The following is a 12,712-nucleotide window of genomic DNA, read 5'->3' on the forward strand; positions in this document are numbered from 1 at the left end:
GGGAGAAAGCATGGCGTCTGAGCAACCTGCTCTTTAAATATCGCTCGATCCGGCGCAAACTTGGGATCACGCAACCATTTATGGATCAAATTGGGGTTCATGGCATACCGCCGCGCGACCTGCGCGACAGATACCCTCGGCGCGCAGGATTACCCGCAGATCGACACCTTCTCCTCATCAGGCCAGAACCGCTTCTTCTTACCCGTCATATCTGCACTCAAGATGTCCACTATCAACGGGGGACACTTATCAACACACTCTATGACGCGTCAGTAAAGGCAGGACGGACGCTTACCGTCGCTTTCGAGCGTAAGATGGCTAAAACGAGCACTTGGGGCGGCATGAAAGCGCGACAGGTCCCGGCTGCTACATTGAGAACATATATGACGCCGTAGAGTGGAATATGGATATGTCACCTGACCTGAAACGACAAAAACGCAGACGAAGGAATCGATCTGGAAGACTCAAAAACTGCAATTGTGCGCTTGAGAATTGCAGCGCAATCATAACAAGAAAGGAAGGAGTTGTAAGAGATTTCCATGGAGTTCGTCACACAAATCGATGGCGATCCCTACACGATTCGAACGTGTGACCTCTACCTTCGGAGGGTAGCGCTCTATCCAGCTGAGCTAAGGGACCGCAATGATTCCACACAAAGCGTGCAGGAAACTATGCAGACTTATATTAACAAGTCTTTTTTCTCTTTACTTACGGCTCCTTAACCGTCCAAGCCTCTGGCTTCCTATGGCACTGCTCTACTCAACCGAGCTATGGATACCGTTAGACCTAGGTAGCGAAACTGCGCGACAGTTGCAACGGGGTTTCTTTGTGATTAGCCGAAAAGCTCATGACAGAATTCGAGTGCTTCTACGAGCTTGTCCGCCTCTTCGCGTGTGTTGTACATCGCGAATGATGCGCGGCATGTGGCACCGACCCCCATATGCTCCATCAACGGCATGGCGCAATGTGTGCCGGCCCTGACAGCGATCCCGCGCTTATCCAAAATAGTAGAAATATCATGTGCATGCGCGGCACCTTGCAAGGTAAAACTGAAGATCGCCCCCTTGGACTCTGCATTCCCCTGCACGTTCAACCAATTTAGCCCGGACAATCTGTCACGCGTATAATCGCGCAAACCGGCCTCATAGGCCGCAATCGCCTCCATCCCGATGCCCATCATATAGTCAAGCGCAACACCCAGCCCGATTTGTTGGATGATGCCAGGGGTGCCTGCCTCAAACTTCATCGGCGCATCGTTGTAGGTGACGACATCGCGCGTCACCTCACGGATCATATCGCCACCACCAAGGAAGGGGCGCATCTCCTCCATCCTGTCACGGCAAATGAAGATCGCTCCGGAACCACTTGGCCCATATAGTTTATGTCCGGTGATCGCGTAAAAATCACAGCCCATCGCAGCAACATCGACTGGCATATGCACCGCCGCTTGCGATCCATCCACCAAGCTTGCCACACCGCGCGCACGCGCCGCATGGCAAATCGTAGCCACATCGACCACAGTACCCGTAACATTCGACATCTGGGTAATGGCAACCAGCTTGGTCCGCGGGCCGATTGCATCAATCACCGCTTGCGGGTCCAGATCGCCATTGGCGTCGCAATTCACCCATTTCAGCACGACGCCAAGACGTTCGCGCAAGAAGTGCCACGGCACGATATTGGCGTGATGCTCCATAATCGACAGAACAATCTCATCGCCCGCTTTGAAACGGGGGGCCGCCCATGCGTAAGAGATCATATTGATGGCCTCGGTCGTGCCTGTGGTAAAGACGATCTCATCTGGTGTGGGGGCGTTCAGAAACCGGGCTACCTTGCCGCGAACCGCCTCATACTTGTCAGTCGCAAGATTAGAAAGATAGTGCAAACCACGGTGAACATTGGCATATTCGTGCGAGTATCCCGTGGCGATGGCATCGATGACCACCTGCGGCTTTTGCGCCGAGGCACCGTTGTCAAGATAGACCAAGGGCCGGTCGTTGACCTTTCGTGACAGGATGGGAAACTCTGCACGGATTTTTTCAACGTCAAACATAATCTATACCCCTACCGCTGCGGCACCGAACAATAGCGTGAAAATAAAGGCCAGCAAAAAAGTAAGCGTGATCAAGGTCAAGATGATCCCCAGAAAGGTGAGGACCAAAGATGAAAATCCGTGTAGCTGGGCGACGAAATTCGTAAGCAACCACATAAACAGCACCAGCCCAAGAACCCCAAGCAGATCCGCAAGCGGCGGCACAAAGACCTGCGCAATAAGCTGCACGATCTGCACAGACAGCAGGACAAACTGCAGCCAAGCCACCAGAATGACAGCCCCCTCAAGCCGCCCGTTGCCCCCACGCCATTGGCCGATGCGGTGGATTGCGTGAACCGAGATCAACAAGATCACCCACTGCAGAATTGCGGTGCGTATCGGGCTGCCCATCGCAGCACCCCAGAACTCTTGCGCATCAACGGGCATCATCGCAAAGCTGACATGTGTCAGCAAAGTAGAGCCGATGGCCATCAGCATCAGCGCCATCCACCCGACCATGGGCGAAAGCCCGAGGCCAAGCACCGCCGCCGCCGCGGCCCGCGGTGTCGCAAGTGTTTCTTTTATCATCCGCATCAAAAATGCCGGCGTCAGTTCCATGATTTACCGTTCCGCCTCAATCAAATTGAGGATCCAAAAGCCAAGGAATGCCACAGCCGTAACGAGCGTAACCGCCGTCAATCCCGGCCCGGGCCCGATCATGCCTTTGACCAAACCTTGCAGCAACATCAAGGGGCTAACCACCACCAAGGCCCAAAATAAGGCAAGCCTTGCGCCGTAGTGATCCCCCCGGCCGCCCAAAGCGCGGGCGATCCAGCGGCTGATCGCTGCAAGCAGATACCAAGCCGGCACAAGCGCCAAAATTCCCATCCCGATCGCAAACATCTGCGCAAAAAGTGGCACCTCGGGATTATAAAAACTATTGCGACTGGCAACCGGCCATTGCGCAATAAAGGCCACGATCATAAAGGCCACCAATAATGAGAAGGCCCAAGGTTCGGACCGTCCGCGCGCAAGATGCGACTGCATCACTGCGCGCGGACGGCGCCAAGACCTAACAATATCCGTGGTTACGGCCATACTGACTTATGCCCCGCCGTGGCGCGCAAGCCAGTTTTCCATGCCAATACGGACATCTTCAGCCAAGACTTCATCCTCAATCTCGGCAAGTGCTTCCGCCAGAAAGGCCAGCACAAGCAGGCTTTGCGCCTCTCGTTCCGGCACTCCGCGAGAGCGCAAGTAAAACAGCGCCCCCTCATCAATGGCACCAGAAGTGGACCCGTGCGAGCATTGCACATCGTCAGCATAGATTTCCAGCTCTGGCTTGGCCAGAAACTGCGAATCGCCGTCGAGCAGCAGCGCCTGACTGATCTGATAGCCATCCGTTTTTTGCGCGTTGCTCTTAACCAGAATCTTGCCTTGGAAGACCCCGACCGCGCCATTCTTCAGAACTTTCTTGAACACCTGACTGCTTTCGCACCGTTCCGCGCCGTGGGTTACAAAAACAGTATCGTCATGATGGAACGCACCGTCACCAATCGCCGCCCCTGCCACATGGGCAATGGCATCATCGCCGGTAAATTCGATCACGGCTTCGTTGCGGGTCATGCGACCATTGGCGGTGAGGGTGAAGCTTTTGAACGAAGACTCCTGCCCCAAGCGCCCGAAAAGATGCGTTGCGGCACGACGGTCATGGTCGCGGCCCTGCGTGCGGATATGGTGGAAACGCCCGTCATCAGCGACGTCCACCTCCATCACGGAATTGAAGCGCGCAGCCGCTGGACCGTTTTCCAGAATGGTCAACTCAGCACCCGATTCTACCTTAATGCAATGATGCAAGATTACGTCAGAGGTATCTGATTTATGGAGATAAATCAGAGAAATCGGCATCTTGGCCTGACCTGTTGCACGGATCAGGATACCGTCAGTGGCAAAGGCGGTATTCAGCGCGGCCAGAGGGCGTTGAACAGGTGTTTGCCCCTGCGTTTCCAGCACGCCATAGACATCGCGCGCCCAATGTTGATCCGCAGCATCGGCCAATCGCGAGATCTCAAGCCCTGCCATTTCCAGATCATCGGAAACATCGGCATCGAAAACCCCATCGACAAAGACGATGCGCAAACGGTCGATCCCGCTGAAAACCATCTTTTCATCCGCGGCAATAAATGGCGCCGCTGGCGCCGCCTCAACCGCTGTCAGGCTGCTTGGGTCGGTATAGCGCCAATACTCATCGCGCTTGCCCGGCAGCCCCATGGCCGAGAGACGTGTCAACGCGTCAGCCCGCAGAGATGCAGTCCAACCTTCGCGACACAGATCAAGCCCCGAGATGCGCGCAGAAAGCGCGTCTTGTTTTGCTTGCAACTGGGCCATTATGCCACCTCAGTCAAAATATCCGCATAGCCGTTTTGTTCAACTTCCAGCGCCAGTTCCGGCCCGCCGGTTTTGATAATCCGCCCATTGGCCATGATATGTACGAAATCAGGTTTAATATGATCCAGAAGCCGTTGATAATGCGTGATAACAAGGAACGACCGACCTGCATCGCGCAGTGCGTTCACACCTTCGGAAACCAGTTTCATCGCATCCACGTCAAGACCGGAGTCGGTTTCATCGAGGATGCACATCTTTGGTTCCAGCATCGCCATCTGAAGGATCTCATTGCGCTTTTTCTCACCGCCCGAGAAACCCACATTGACCGGGCGCTTCATCATTTCCGATCCGATTTGCAACGCCTTCCCCTTCTCGCGCACCACTTTAAGGAAGTCGCCTGCCGACAACTCTTCCTCGCCGCGGGCCTTGCGCTGTGCGTTCACTGCTGTGCGCAGAAACGTCATATTGCCAACGCCGGGAATTTCTACCGGATATTGGAAGGCCAGAAAAAGACCGGCTGCTGCCCGCTCTTCTGGTTCCATATCAAGCAGCTCCACCCCTTCCAGCTTGGCTGAGCCTTCGGTCACCTCATAACCGCCTTTGCCCGAAAGCACATAGGCAAGCGTCGATTTCCCCGACCCGTTCGGGCCCATGATCGCATGCACGCTGCCAGCCTTGATCGACAGGTTCACGCCTTTGAGGATGGCCTTATCCTCTTCCTCAAGCTCTACGTGCAGGTTATTGATTTCCAGCATTTTTTCCTCGTTCTTATATTCTGTGTACTGGCTTTTTTGCCAGAAAATTAACGAATGTCTGGCGACTAGCCGACGGACCCTTCAAGCGAAATTGCAACCAGTGCCTGCGCCTCCATGGCAAATTCCATCGGCAAGGATTGCAGAACTTCTTTGCAGAACCCGTTGACCACAAGGGCTACGGCCTCTTCCTCATCCATCCCGCGAGAGCGGCAATAGAACAGCTGGTCATCATCCACCTTGCTGGTTGTGGCCTCATGTTCGACCCGCGAGGAATTGTTTTTCACCTCGATATAGGGCACTGTATGCGCGCCGCATTTATCCCCGATCAGCAAGCTGTCACATTGGGTATAATTGCGTGAGTCCTTGGCCTTAGGGTGCATACTTACCAAACCGCGATAAGTGTTCTGCGCCCGTCCTGCCGAGATCCCCTTGGAAACGATGCGCGATTTTGTGCGCTTGCCCAGATGGATCATCTTGGTGCCGGTATCGGCCTGTTGTGCGTTATTGGCGATGGCAATGGAGTAAAACTCCCCCTGCGAATCGTCGCCGCGCAGAATGCAGGACGGATATTTCCACGTGATCGCAGAGCCGGTCTCAACCTGCGTCCACATCACCTTGGCACGGTCGCCCCGGCAATCGGCACGTTTGGTCACAAAGTTATAGATCCCGCCCACGCCGTCTTCATCGCCCGGATACCAGTTTTGCACCGTGGAATATTTCACCTCGGCGTCTTCCATGATCACGATCTCCACTACCGCCGCGTGCAGCTGGTTGGTGTCACGTTTCGGCGCGGTGCAACCCTCCAGATAGGAGACATAGGCACCCTTGTCACAGACGATCAGCGTCCGCTCGAACTGGCCGGTGTTCTCGGCGTTGATACGGAAATAGGTCGAAAGCTCCATCGGGCAGCGTGTGCCCGGCGGGATGTAGACAAAAGACCCATCCGAAAACACAGCCGAATTCAGCGTGGCAAAGAAGTTATCCGACTGCGGCACAACCGAGCCGATATATTTCTGCACCAGCTCAGGATGGGTGCGAATAGCCTCGGAGATAGAGCAGAAAATCACCCCAGCCTTCATCAATTCGGCCTGAAAGGTGGTGCCCAAGGATACCGAATCAAACACCGCATCGACGGCAACCTTGCGTCCCTCGGCGGGAACCTCGCCTGCGCCCTCTACGCCTGCAAGGATCATCTGCTCTTGCAGCGGAATGCCAAGTTTTTTGTATGTTGCCAACAGCTTGGGGTCGACATCATCCAGCGATTTAGGCTTGTCTTGCATGCTTTTGGGAGAGGCATAATAATAAATATCCTGATAATCGATCTTGGGATATTCCAACATCGCCCAATCCGGCTCTTCCATCTCTTTCCAGCGTGCAAAGGCGGCAAGACGCCAATCCAGCATCCACTGCGGCTCTTCGTTCTTGGCCGAGATAAGGCGCACGATATCCTCATTCAGGCCTTTGGGCGCGAAATCCATCTCAATCTCGGTTTCCCACCCGTGTTTATACTTGCCCGCCATGGCCTCGACGGTCTCGACGGTTTCACGGTCCACGCCCTCGCGGACCTCGGTTTCAACCTTTGGCATGGCTGTCATATCGCTTACTCCTTCGCCGGGTGTTTCCCGCTGTCATCCTTTCAGGCGTGCCGCGCACGGTGCCTGTTGTACTGTTTAGCCCATGTGTCCGCAAACCGCAGAACCATGTCTTCTGATACGCCCGGCCCGATGGAAATGCGGATCGCCGAAGCGGCCATCGCCTCGTCATACCCCATCGCCTTCAGGACACGGCTGGCCCGCACCTTGCCCGATGAACAGGCCGAGCCCGCCGAAATGGCGAAACCGGCAAGATCCATCTGCATCACCTGTGTCTCACCCTTCCATCCGGGGGCGATGAGGCAAAGGGTGTTGGGCAGACGCGCAACCTCTTTCCCGACAAAAATAGTATCTTTTGCATGAACAGACAATGCCCTTTCTAGAATATTTCTAAACTGGCCAATTTCTTCCCAGACCCCATTGGCCAGATCCCGGGCTGCCGCCTCTGCTGCGGCGCCAAATCCGGCGATGCCGATCAGGTTTTCAGTGCCCGCGCGACGCCCCATCTCTTGGCCGCCGCCCTTGATCTGTGGCGCCAGATCCAGCCCTTGGCGCAACGCTACGGCACCAATGCCCTTGGGCCCGCCCAGCTTGTGCGCCGAGATCAGTCCGGCATCAACGCCCAGCCAATTAAAGGAAAGGGGAACCTTGCCAAACGCCTGCGTCAGATCCGATACCGCTAAACCTTGTGGCAGATCCTGCATCACGCCAGTCTCGGAATTGGCAAGTTGTAGCGCGCAATACCTTGGATGGGACACCGATACCCGCCCGGCATCATTGGTCGGCAAATCCGTTTTGCACCAACTGGTTACGGCGTCATGTTCAACCTCTGAACAATGCAGGTTGCGGCCAGCACAGGCAAGCGCGGCCCCCTCGGTCGCCGAGCCGGTAAAGACAATATCCGCACCATCCGCCCCCAAGGCTGCCGCCACCTGTGCCCGCGCGCGCTCCATCAACGCTTTGGCCGCGCGGCCTTCGGCATGGACCGAGGACGGGTTGCCCACCACATCCATCGCCGCAATCATTGCCGCGCGCGCCTCCGGTCGCAGGGGCGTGGTCGCATTCCAGTCGAGATAGATCCGTGATGCCACCTAGGCCCCCATTTTCATCCCGGTCAAATCCGTAAGCTGACAAAGCCATACATCGGGCGTCAGTCCTCGTCCACCACCCTGAATAATGCCGGAACCGCCGGGCATGGTTGCATCTCGTTGCGGATGACATCCGAAAGGCGCGTCTGGTGCAAGAACACATAGACATGCGCCGACAGCCCCTCCCACAGACGGTTGCTCAGCGATTGCGCGCGGCTGCCTGAACTGCCGCCCGATGCACCCGCACCGGCATGCATCGCGCTGACGGATTCGTCCACCGCCTCCAGTATCTGGCTGATCCGCACCTCGACGGCGGGACGGGCAAGCCGGTAGCCACCACCGGGGCCGCGAACCGCCTCGACCAGACCGGCCCGGCGCAGCTTGACAAAGAGCTGCTCCAGATAGGGCAAAGAGATGCTTTGCCGTTTAGAAATCTCGGAAAGGGAAATCAGCCCCTCCGGCCCCTCCTTTTGTGCCGCCAGTGCCAAATCTGTCAGCGCCACCATGGCATAACGCCCCTTGGTCGAAAGTTTCATGCCCTACCCCTGCTAAACATCCTGAAAGCCCACTGAAATCACCGTCAACCCACCTTGCGCATTGACCTGCACCACCCGTGCGCTTAACTCAACAAGAACCGCAGGCCAAGCCTTGGCCTGTTTTCAACCGTTCTAGATATGCGGGTTTGCTTTGTCCATCAAAGCCACCGCAGGAAAGTGACAAGGCAGACCCGATGCCCGAAGTAATTTTTGCCGGCCCCGAAGGCCGCCTCGAAGGACGTTATCACCCCCAAAAGGAACGTGATGCCCCGATTGCCATCGTGCTGCATCCACATCCGCAATTTGGCGGGACAATGAACAACAAGGTTGTCTATAATCTGCATTACGCATTTTATAACATGGGCTTTACGGTTCTGCGCTTCAACTTTCGGGGTGTGGGCCGCAGTCAGGGCGAATATGATCAGGGTGTTGGCGAGCTGTCGGATGCGGCCTCGGCGCTGGATTATCTGCAGTCGATGAACCAGAATTCCAAGCATTGCTGGGTTGCGGGCTTTTCCTTTGGGGCCTGGATCGGGATGCAGCTTTTGATGCGCCGTCCTGAAATCACCGGTTTCATCTCGGTGGCACCGCCTGCGAATATGTATGACTTTTCTTTCCTCGCGCCCTGCCCGTCGTCGGGTTTGGTGATCAATGGCACCGCCGATAAGGTGGCGCCGCCCAAGGATACCGTGAACCTCGTCGGGAAACTGCACGAGCAAAAAGGGATCACCATCACCCATACGCAGATCGAAGGGGCGGATCACTTCTTCAAGGACGAAGAGACGCATATGAAGCCGATGCTTGACAATGTCACCACATACGTCAAGCGCCGGATCACCGAGCAGACCAGATGAGCAAAACATGAGCATTGTCGAAGATATGGGCGACGCCCTTGCCAAAACCACATTGGAGGCGATGGATCATATCGACGACGATCGCTTTTACGACAAGGTGGCGGTCGGGGCCTCCTCGCCGACCTTGCAAGAGGCGTTTATGACGGCGATCCGTGTACGCCTTGCCGATCAGCGCGCGCGTGATTTTATTGCCAAGGCGGTCGCATCCGCCAAGGTTGCCGGATGAATGACATGCTGGATGCGCAATTCGCGTTTCTCAATGAGGCGGACCGGCTGAAATCGGTCAACCGGGCCAATTGCCTGCTGGATGGGTCGCGCGATGAAAACAGCGCGGAACATTCCTGGCATGTGGCGCTTTGGGCCTTGGCATTTGCGGATTATGCCGCCACTGGCACGGATATCGGCCGCGCCATCGCGATGCTGCTTTTGCATGATCTCGTCGAGATCGACGCAGGCGACCACCCGATCCATCTGCCCAACCCCGGTCAGGCCGAGGCCGAGGAAAAAGCCGCGCGCCGTTTGTTTGGCCTGTTGCCCCCTGCTCTTGGCACGTCGATGCGTCAGATCTGGGACGAGTTCGAACAGGGCCAAAGCGCCGAGGCGCGTTTTGCCAAGCAGATCGACCATGCACAGCCATTGTTTCAGGTGCTTTGCGCGCAAACGCCCCGCCCTGACCATCTGCAAATCGTGCGCGACAACCTGACTGTGGGACGTGCTGCGGATCTTTGCACCCGCTGGCCTGATGCCTTTGGGGCGGCGCAGGCCATGCTTGCGGGCGATGCCCCCCAAGGACGCTTTGCCCAAACCCTTGCGTTTCTGGCCGAGGCGGATGCGCTGAAATCAGTCAATCGTGCCACCACCCTCTGCGATGCCTCGCGGACCGAAAATTCAGCCGAACATTCATGGCATATCGCGCTTTATGCCTTGATCCTTGCCGATCAGGCGGGTGTAGGTGTCGAGATCCCCCGCGTGATCCAGATGTTGCTCCTGCATGATCTGGTCGAGATCGACGTCGGTGATGTCCCAATCCATTCCGCCAATGGCACGGCCCATAGCTCTGCCGCGGTGCAAGCGGATGAAGCGCAGGCCGCCGCGCGCATTTTTGGGATGCTTCCCCAGCCAACGGGCGACCACCTTCATGCGCTGTGGCAAGAGTTTGAGGCGACCCAATCCCCCAGCGCCCGTTTCGCCAAAAGCCTCGACCGGGTTCAGCCGGTGATGCAAAACATCCAGTGCAACGGCGGAACATGGCATTCGTATAATGTAAGTTTCGACCAGCTCCAATCGCGGGTTGGCGTCAAGATCGCCGATGGCGCACCGCGTCTGTGGCCCTATGTCCGTGACCGCTCTATGCCGTTTTTCCGATAATCTGCCGGCGGGCGGTATACAATTGCATACCGCCCTAGCCAAACCATATATAATACGCTAAACACATGCCAACTCCGAATCCATTCAAACCAAAGAGGGCCGTATGACCAAGATCAAAGTCGCAAACCCCGTTGTCGAGCTTGACGGCGATGAGATGACCCGGATCATCTGGGATTTCATCAAACAAAAGCTGATCCTGCCCTATCTGGACATCGACCTGAAATATTACGATCTGGGTATCGAAGAGCGCGACCGCACCGACGACCAGATCACCATTGATGCGGCCCATGCGATCAAGAAATACGGCGTTGGCGTTAAATGTGCGACCATCACCCCGGATGAGCAGCGCGTTGAGGAATTCGGCCTCAAGCAAATGTGGCGCAGCCCGAACGGCACGATCCGCAACATCCTTGGCGGCGTTATCTTCCGTGAGCCGATCATCTGTAAAAACGTTCCACGTCTTGTCCCCGGCTGGACCCAGCCTATCGTCGTTGGCCGTCACGCATTCGGCGACCAGTATCGCGCCACCGATTTCCGTTTCCCCGGCAAGGGCAAGCTGACGATCAAATTCGTTGGCGAAGATGGCGAAGTGATCGAGCGCGAAGTCTTTGACGCACCTGGCGCCGGTGTCACCATGGCGATGTACAACCTTGACGAATCGATCATCGACTTCGCACGGGCGTCGATGAACTACGGTCTGGTCAAAGGCTGGCCTGTGTACCTTTCGACCAAGAACACGATCCTCAAAGCCTATGACGGGCGCTTCAAGGATCTGTTCCAAAAGGTCTATGACGAGGAATTCGCCGATAAATTCAAAGCGGCCGGCATCACTTATGAGCACCGCCTGATCGACGATATGGTCGCATCCGCGATGAAATGGTCCGGCGGCTATGTCTGGGCTTGTAAAAACTATGATGGCGATGTGCAGTCCGATACGGTTGCCCAAGGCTTTGGCTCGCTTGGTCTGATGACCTCTGTGCTGATGACGCCCGATGGCGACACGGTTGAAGCAGAGGCCGCGCACGGCACCGTAACGCGCCACTACCGTCAGCATCAGGCCGGCAAAGAAACCTCGACCAACTCTATCGCGTCGATCTTTGCCTGGACCGGTGGCTTGAAGCACCGCGCCAAGCTGGACAACAACGAGGAACTGGCAAAGTTTGCGGCGACACTGGAAAAAGTCACCGTCGATTGCGTCGAGGATGGCCATATGACCAAAGACCTCGCCCTGCTGGTTGGCCCCGATCAGAAATGGTTGACCACCATGGGCTATCTGGAAAAAGTTGACGAATATCTGAACAAAGCCTTGAAGGGCTGATCCCTTCCATTAGACTAAAAACCATGCGAAAGGTCCGGGGGCAGCATATGCCTCCGGATTTTTTCTATTTCAACCTGCGGCCAACCCGATGACAGATCCCAACCGTCACAGCCTGATCGAAGATGCCCAAGGCCTTGCCTTCGGGTCCACGATGGCCGCATTCGGTATCCTTATCTTGACGCATCTGGGGCTTGTGACCGGTCAGACAGCGGGGCTTGCGGTCTTGATCTCTTATGCGACGGGATGGGGGTTCGGGCCGGTTTTCTTTGCAATCAACCTGCCGTTCTACTGGATCGGGTATAAGCGCATGGGGCGGGTCTTTACGCTGAAAACCTTTGTCGCAGTCGGGACCATGTCGGCGCTGACCATGGTCATGCCGGGGTGGATCAGCTTTGAGACCCTTAGCCCGATTTTTGGCGCTGTGCTTTTCGGCGCGGTTTCGGGTGTTGCGCTGATTGTGCTGTTTCGTCACGGGGCCAGCCTTGGCGGTATCGGCATTGTCGCCCTGCTGCTTCAGGAGAAAACGGGCTTTCGGGCGGGCTATACCCAGCTTATCTTTGACGCGGGGCTTTTCACGCTTGCGCTGTTTATGCGCGATGTGCCCACGGTTGCGATCTCGGCGCTGGGGGCGCTGATTGTGAACCTGATTATTGCCATCAACCATCGCCGCGACCGCTATATTGCGACCTGAGCGCCGTTTTGCGCCATTAATCGCGCTGGTTTTCATCTAAGGGGTGGTGTTTATCCCCTCTGTGCTGTAACGCCACGCCAACCCGAAATG

Annotated in this window: 14 protein-coding genes and 1 tRNA gene; 6 read left to right on the forward strand and 9 right to left on the reverse strand. The window is 56.3% G+C overall.

The genetic code is table 11. The annotated features are described in order from the left end of the window. On the forward strand, nucleotides 1–395 hold a 395-nt coding region (locus AKU94_RS20100; protein WP_232295635.1), incomplete at its 5' end, for a hypothetical protein. A 167-nt stretch (nucleotides 396–562) separates the two neighbouring features. On the opposite strand, the gene AKU94_RS00900 is transcribed toward AKU94_RS20100, so the two are convergent. The 9 genes from AKU94_RS00900 to iscR form a co-directional block, all read right to left on the reverse strand. Then, nucleotides 563–639, reverse strand: a tRNA-Arg gene (locus tag AKU94_RS00900). Between the two features lie 193 nt (nucleotides 640–832). Continuing rightward, on the reverse strand, nucleotides 833–2,053 hold the full coding sequence (locus AKU94_RS00905; protein ID WP_050525482.1) for a cysteine desulfurase: 1,221 nt from the start codon (nucleotides 2,051–2,053) through the stop codon (nucleotides 833–835). Between the two features lie 3 nt (nucleotides 2,054–2,056). Next, nucleotides 2,057–2,650 carry a YIP1 family protein gene (locus tag AKU94_RS00910; protein ID WP_050525483.1) on the reverse strand — a complete coding sequence of 198 codons (594 nt, stop codon included), beginning with the start codon at nucleotides 2,648–2,650 and terminating at the stop codon, nucleotides 2,057–2,059. A 3-nt stretch (nucleotides 2,651–2,653) separates the two neighbouring features. Next, nucleotides 2,654–3,130 carry a YIP1 family protein gene (locus AKU94_RS00915; RefSeq protein ID WP_050525484.1) on the reverse strand — a complete coding sequence of 159 codons (477 nt, stop codon included), beginning with the start codon at nucleotides 3,128–3,130 and terminating at the stop codon, nucleotides 2,654–2,656. 6 nt (nucleotides 3,131–3,136) lie between these two features. Beyond that, complete coding sequence (gene sufD / locus AKU94_RS00920) at nucleotides 3,137–4,420, reverse strand: Fe-S cluster assembly protein SufD (RefSeq protein ID WP_050525485.1); 1,284 nt, start codon at nucleotides 4,418–4,420, stop codon at nucleotides 3,137–3,139. Further along, entirely contained in the window at nucleotides 4,420–5,175 is a 756-nt protein-coding gene (sufC, locus tag AKU94_RS00925; protein WP_050525486.1) for a Fe-S cluster assembly ATPase SufC, read from the reverse strand. The genes sufD and sufC overlap by 1 nt, the downstream gene beginning before the upstream one ends. A 65-nt stretch (nucleotides 5,176–5,240) precedes the next feature. Continuing rightward, nucleotides 5,241–6,761 (reverse strand): Fe-S cluster assembly protein SufB, encoded by a 1,521-nt coding sequence (gene sufB, locus AKU94_RS00930; protein WP_408633649.1) that lies wholly within the window; start codon nucleotides 6,759–6,761, stop codon nucleotides 5,241–5,243. Between the two features lie 50 nt (nucleotides 6,762–6,811). Further along, nucleotides 6,812–7,858 (reverse strand): cysteine desulfurase family protein, encoded by a 1,047-nt coding sequence (locus AKU94_RS00935; protein ID WP_050525488.1) that lies wholly within the window; start codon nucleotides 7,856–7,858, stop codon nucleotides 6,812–6,814. Between the two features lie 59 nt (nucleotides 7,859–7,917). After that, a complete protein-coding gene (gene iscR, locus AKU94_RS00940) occupies nucleotides 7,918–8,391 on the reverse strand; it encodes a Fe-S cluster assembly transcriptional regulator IscR (protein ID WP_050525489.1) in 474 nt (157 codons plus the stop codon). Between the two features lie 194 nt (nucleotides 8,392–8,585). On the opposite strand from iscR, the gene AKU94_RS00945 reads away from it, so the two are divergent. The 5 genes from AKU94_RS00945 to AKU94_RS00965 all read left to right on the forward strand — a co-directional run bounded on the left by AKU94_RS00945 (nucleotide 8,586) and on the right by AKU94_RS00965 (nucleotide 12,622). After that, nucleotides 8,586–9,245, forward strand: a complete 660-nt coding sequence (locus AKU94_RS00945; RefSeq protein WP_050525490.1) for an alpha/beta hydrolase — start codon at nucleotides 8,586–8,588, stop codon at nucleotides 9,243–9,245. A gap of 7 nt (nucleotides 9,246–9,252) precedes the next feature. Further along, nucleotides 9,253–9,471: a hypothetical protein gene (locus AKU94_RS00950; RefSeq protein ID WP_050525491.1), complete on the forward strand. Its 219-nt coding sequence runs from the start codon at nucleotides 9,253–9,255 to the stop codon at nucleotides 9,469–9,471. After that, entirely contained in the window at nucleotides 9,468–10,613 is a 1,146-nt protein-coding gene (locus AKU94_RS00955) for an HD domain-containing protein (RefSeq protein WP_050525492.1), read from the forward strand. Before AKU94_RS00950 ends, AKU94_RS00955 begins: the two co-directional genes overlap by 4 nt. Nucleotides 10,614–10,716: 103 nt before the next feature. Beyond that, entirely contained in the window at nucleotides 10,717–11,931 is a 1,215-nt protein-coding gene (locus tag AKU94_RS00960; protein WP_050525493.1) for an NADP-dependent isocitrate dehydrogenase, read from the forward strand. Between the two features lie 88 nt (nucleotides 11,932–12,019). Further along, entirely contained in the window at nucleotides 12,020–12,622 is a 603-nt protein-coding gene (locus tag AKU94_RS00965) for a YitT family protein (protein ID WP_050525494.1), read from the forward strand. The last annotated feature ends 90 nt before the right edge of the window (nucleotides 12,623–12,712 follow it).

It is taken from the genome of Pseudorhodobacter aquimaris (genome assembly GCF_001202025.1).
In the GTDB taxonomy this organism is placed as follows: domain Bacteria; phylum Pseudomonadota; class Alphaproteobacteria; order Rhodobacterales; family Rhodobacteraceae; genus Pseudorhodobacter; species Pseudorhodobacter aquimaris.

What these genes read in the sequence shown, in the direction of transcription:
- AKU94_RS00905 (WP_050525482.1), bottom strand. Translation starts at nt 2,053, where the DNA reads ATGTTTGACGTTGAAAAAATCCGTGCAGAGTTTCCCATCCTGTCACGA.
- AKU94_RS00910 (WP_050525483.1), bottom strand. Translation starts at nt 2,650, where the DNA reads ATGGAACTGACGCCGGCATTTTTGATGCGGATGATAAAAGAAACACTT.
- AKU94_RS00915 (WP_050525484.1), bottom strand. Translation starts at nt 3,130, where the DNA reads ATGGCCGTAACCACGGATATTGTTAGGTCTTGGCGCCGTCCGCGCGCA.
- sufD (WP_050525485.1), bottom strand. Translation starts at nt 4,420, where the DNA reads ATGGCCCAGTTGCAAGCAAAACAAGACGCGCTTTCTGCGCGCATCTCG.
- sufC (WP_050525486.1), bottom strand. Translation starts at nt 5,175, where the DNA reads ATGCTGGAAATCAATAACCTGCACGTAGAGCTTGAGGAAGAGGATAAG.
- sufB (WP_408633649.1), bottom strand. Translation starts at nt 6,761, where the DNA reads ATGCCAAAGGTTGAAACCGAGGTCCGCGAGGGCGTGGACCGTGAAACC.
- iscR (WP_050525489.1), bottom strand. Translation starts at nt 8,391, where the DNA reads ATGAAACTTTCGACCAAGGGGCGTTATGCCATGGTGGCGCTGACAGAT.
- AKU94_RS00945 (WP_050525490.1), top strand. Translation starts at nt 8,586, where the DNA reads ATGCCCGAAGTAATTTTTGCCGGCCCCGAAGGCCGCCTCGAAGGACGT.
- AKU94_RS00950 (WP_050525491.1), top strand. Translation starts at nt 9,253, where the DNA reads ATGAGCATTGTCGAAGATATGGGCGACGCCCTTGCCAAAACCACATTG.
- AKU94_RS00955 (WP_050525492.1), top strand. Translation starts at nt 9,468, where the DNA reads ATGAATGACATGCTGGATGCGCAATTCGCGTTTCTCAATGAGGCGGAC.
- AKU94_RS00960 (WP_050525493.1), top strand. Translation starts at nt 10,717, where the DNA reads ATGACCAAGATCAAAGTCGCAAACCCCGTTGTCGAGCTTGACGGCGAT.
- AKU94_RS00965 (WP_050525494.1), top strand. Translation starts at nt 12,020, where the DNA reads ATGACAGATCCCAACCGTCACAGCCTGATCGAAGATGCCCAAGGCCTT.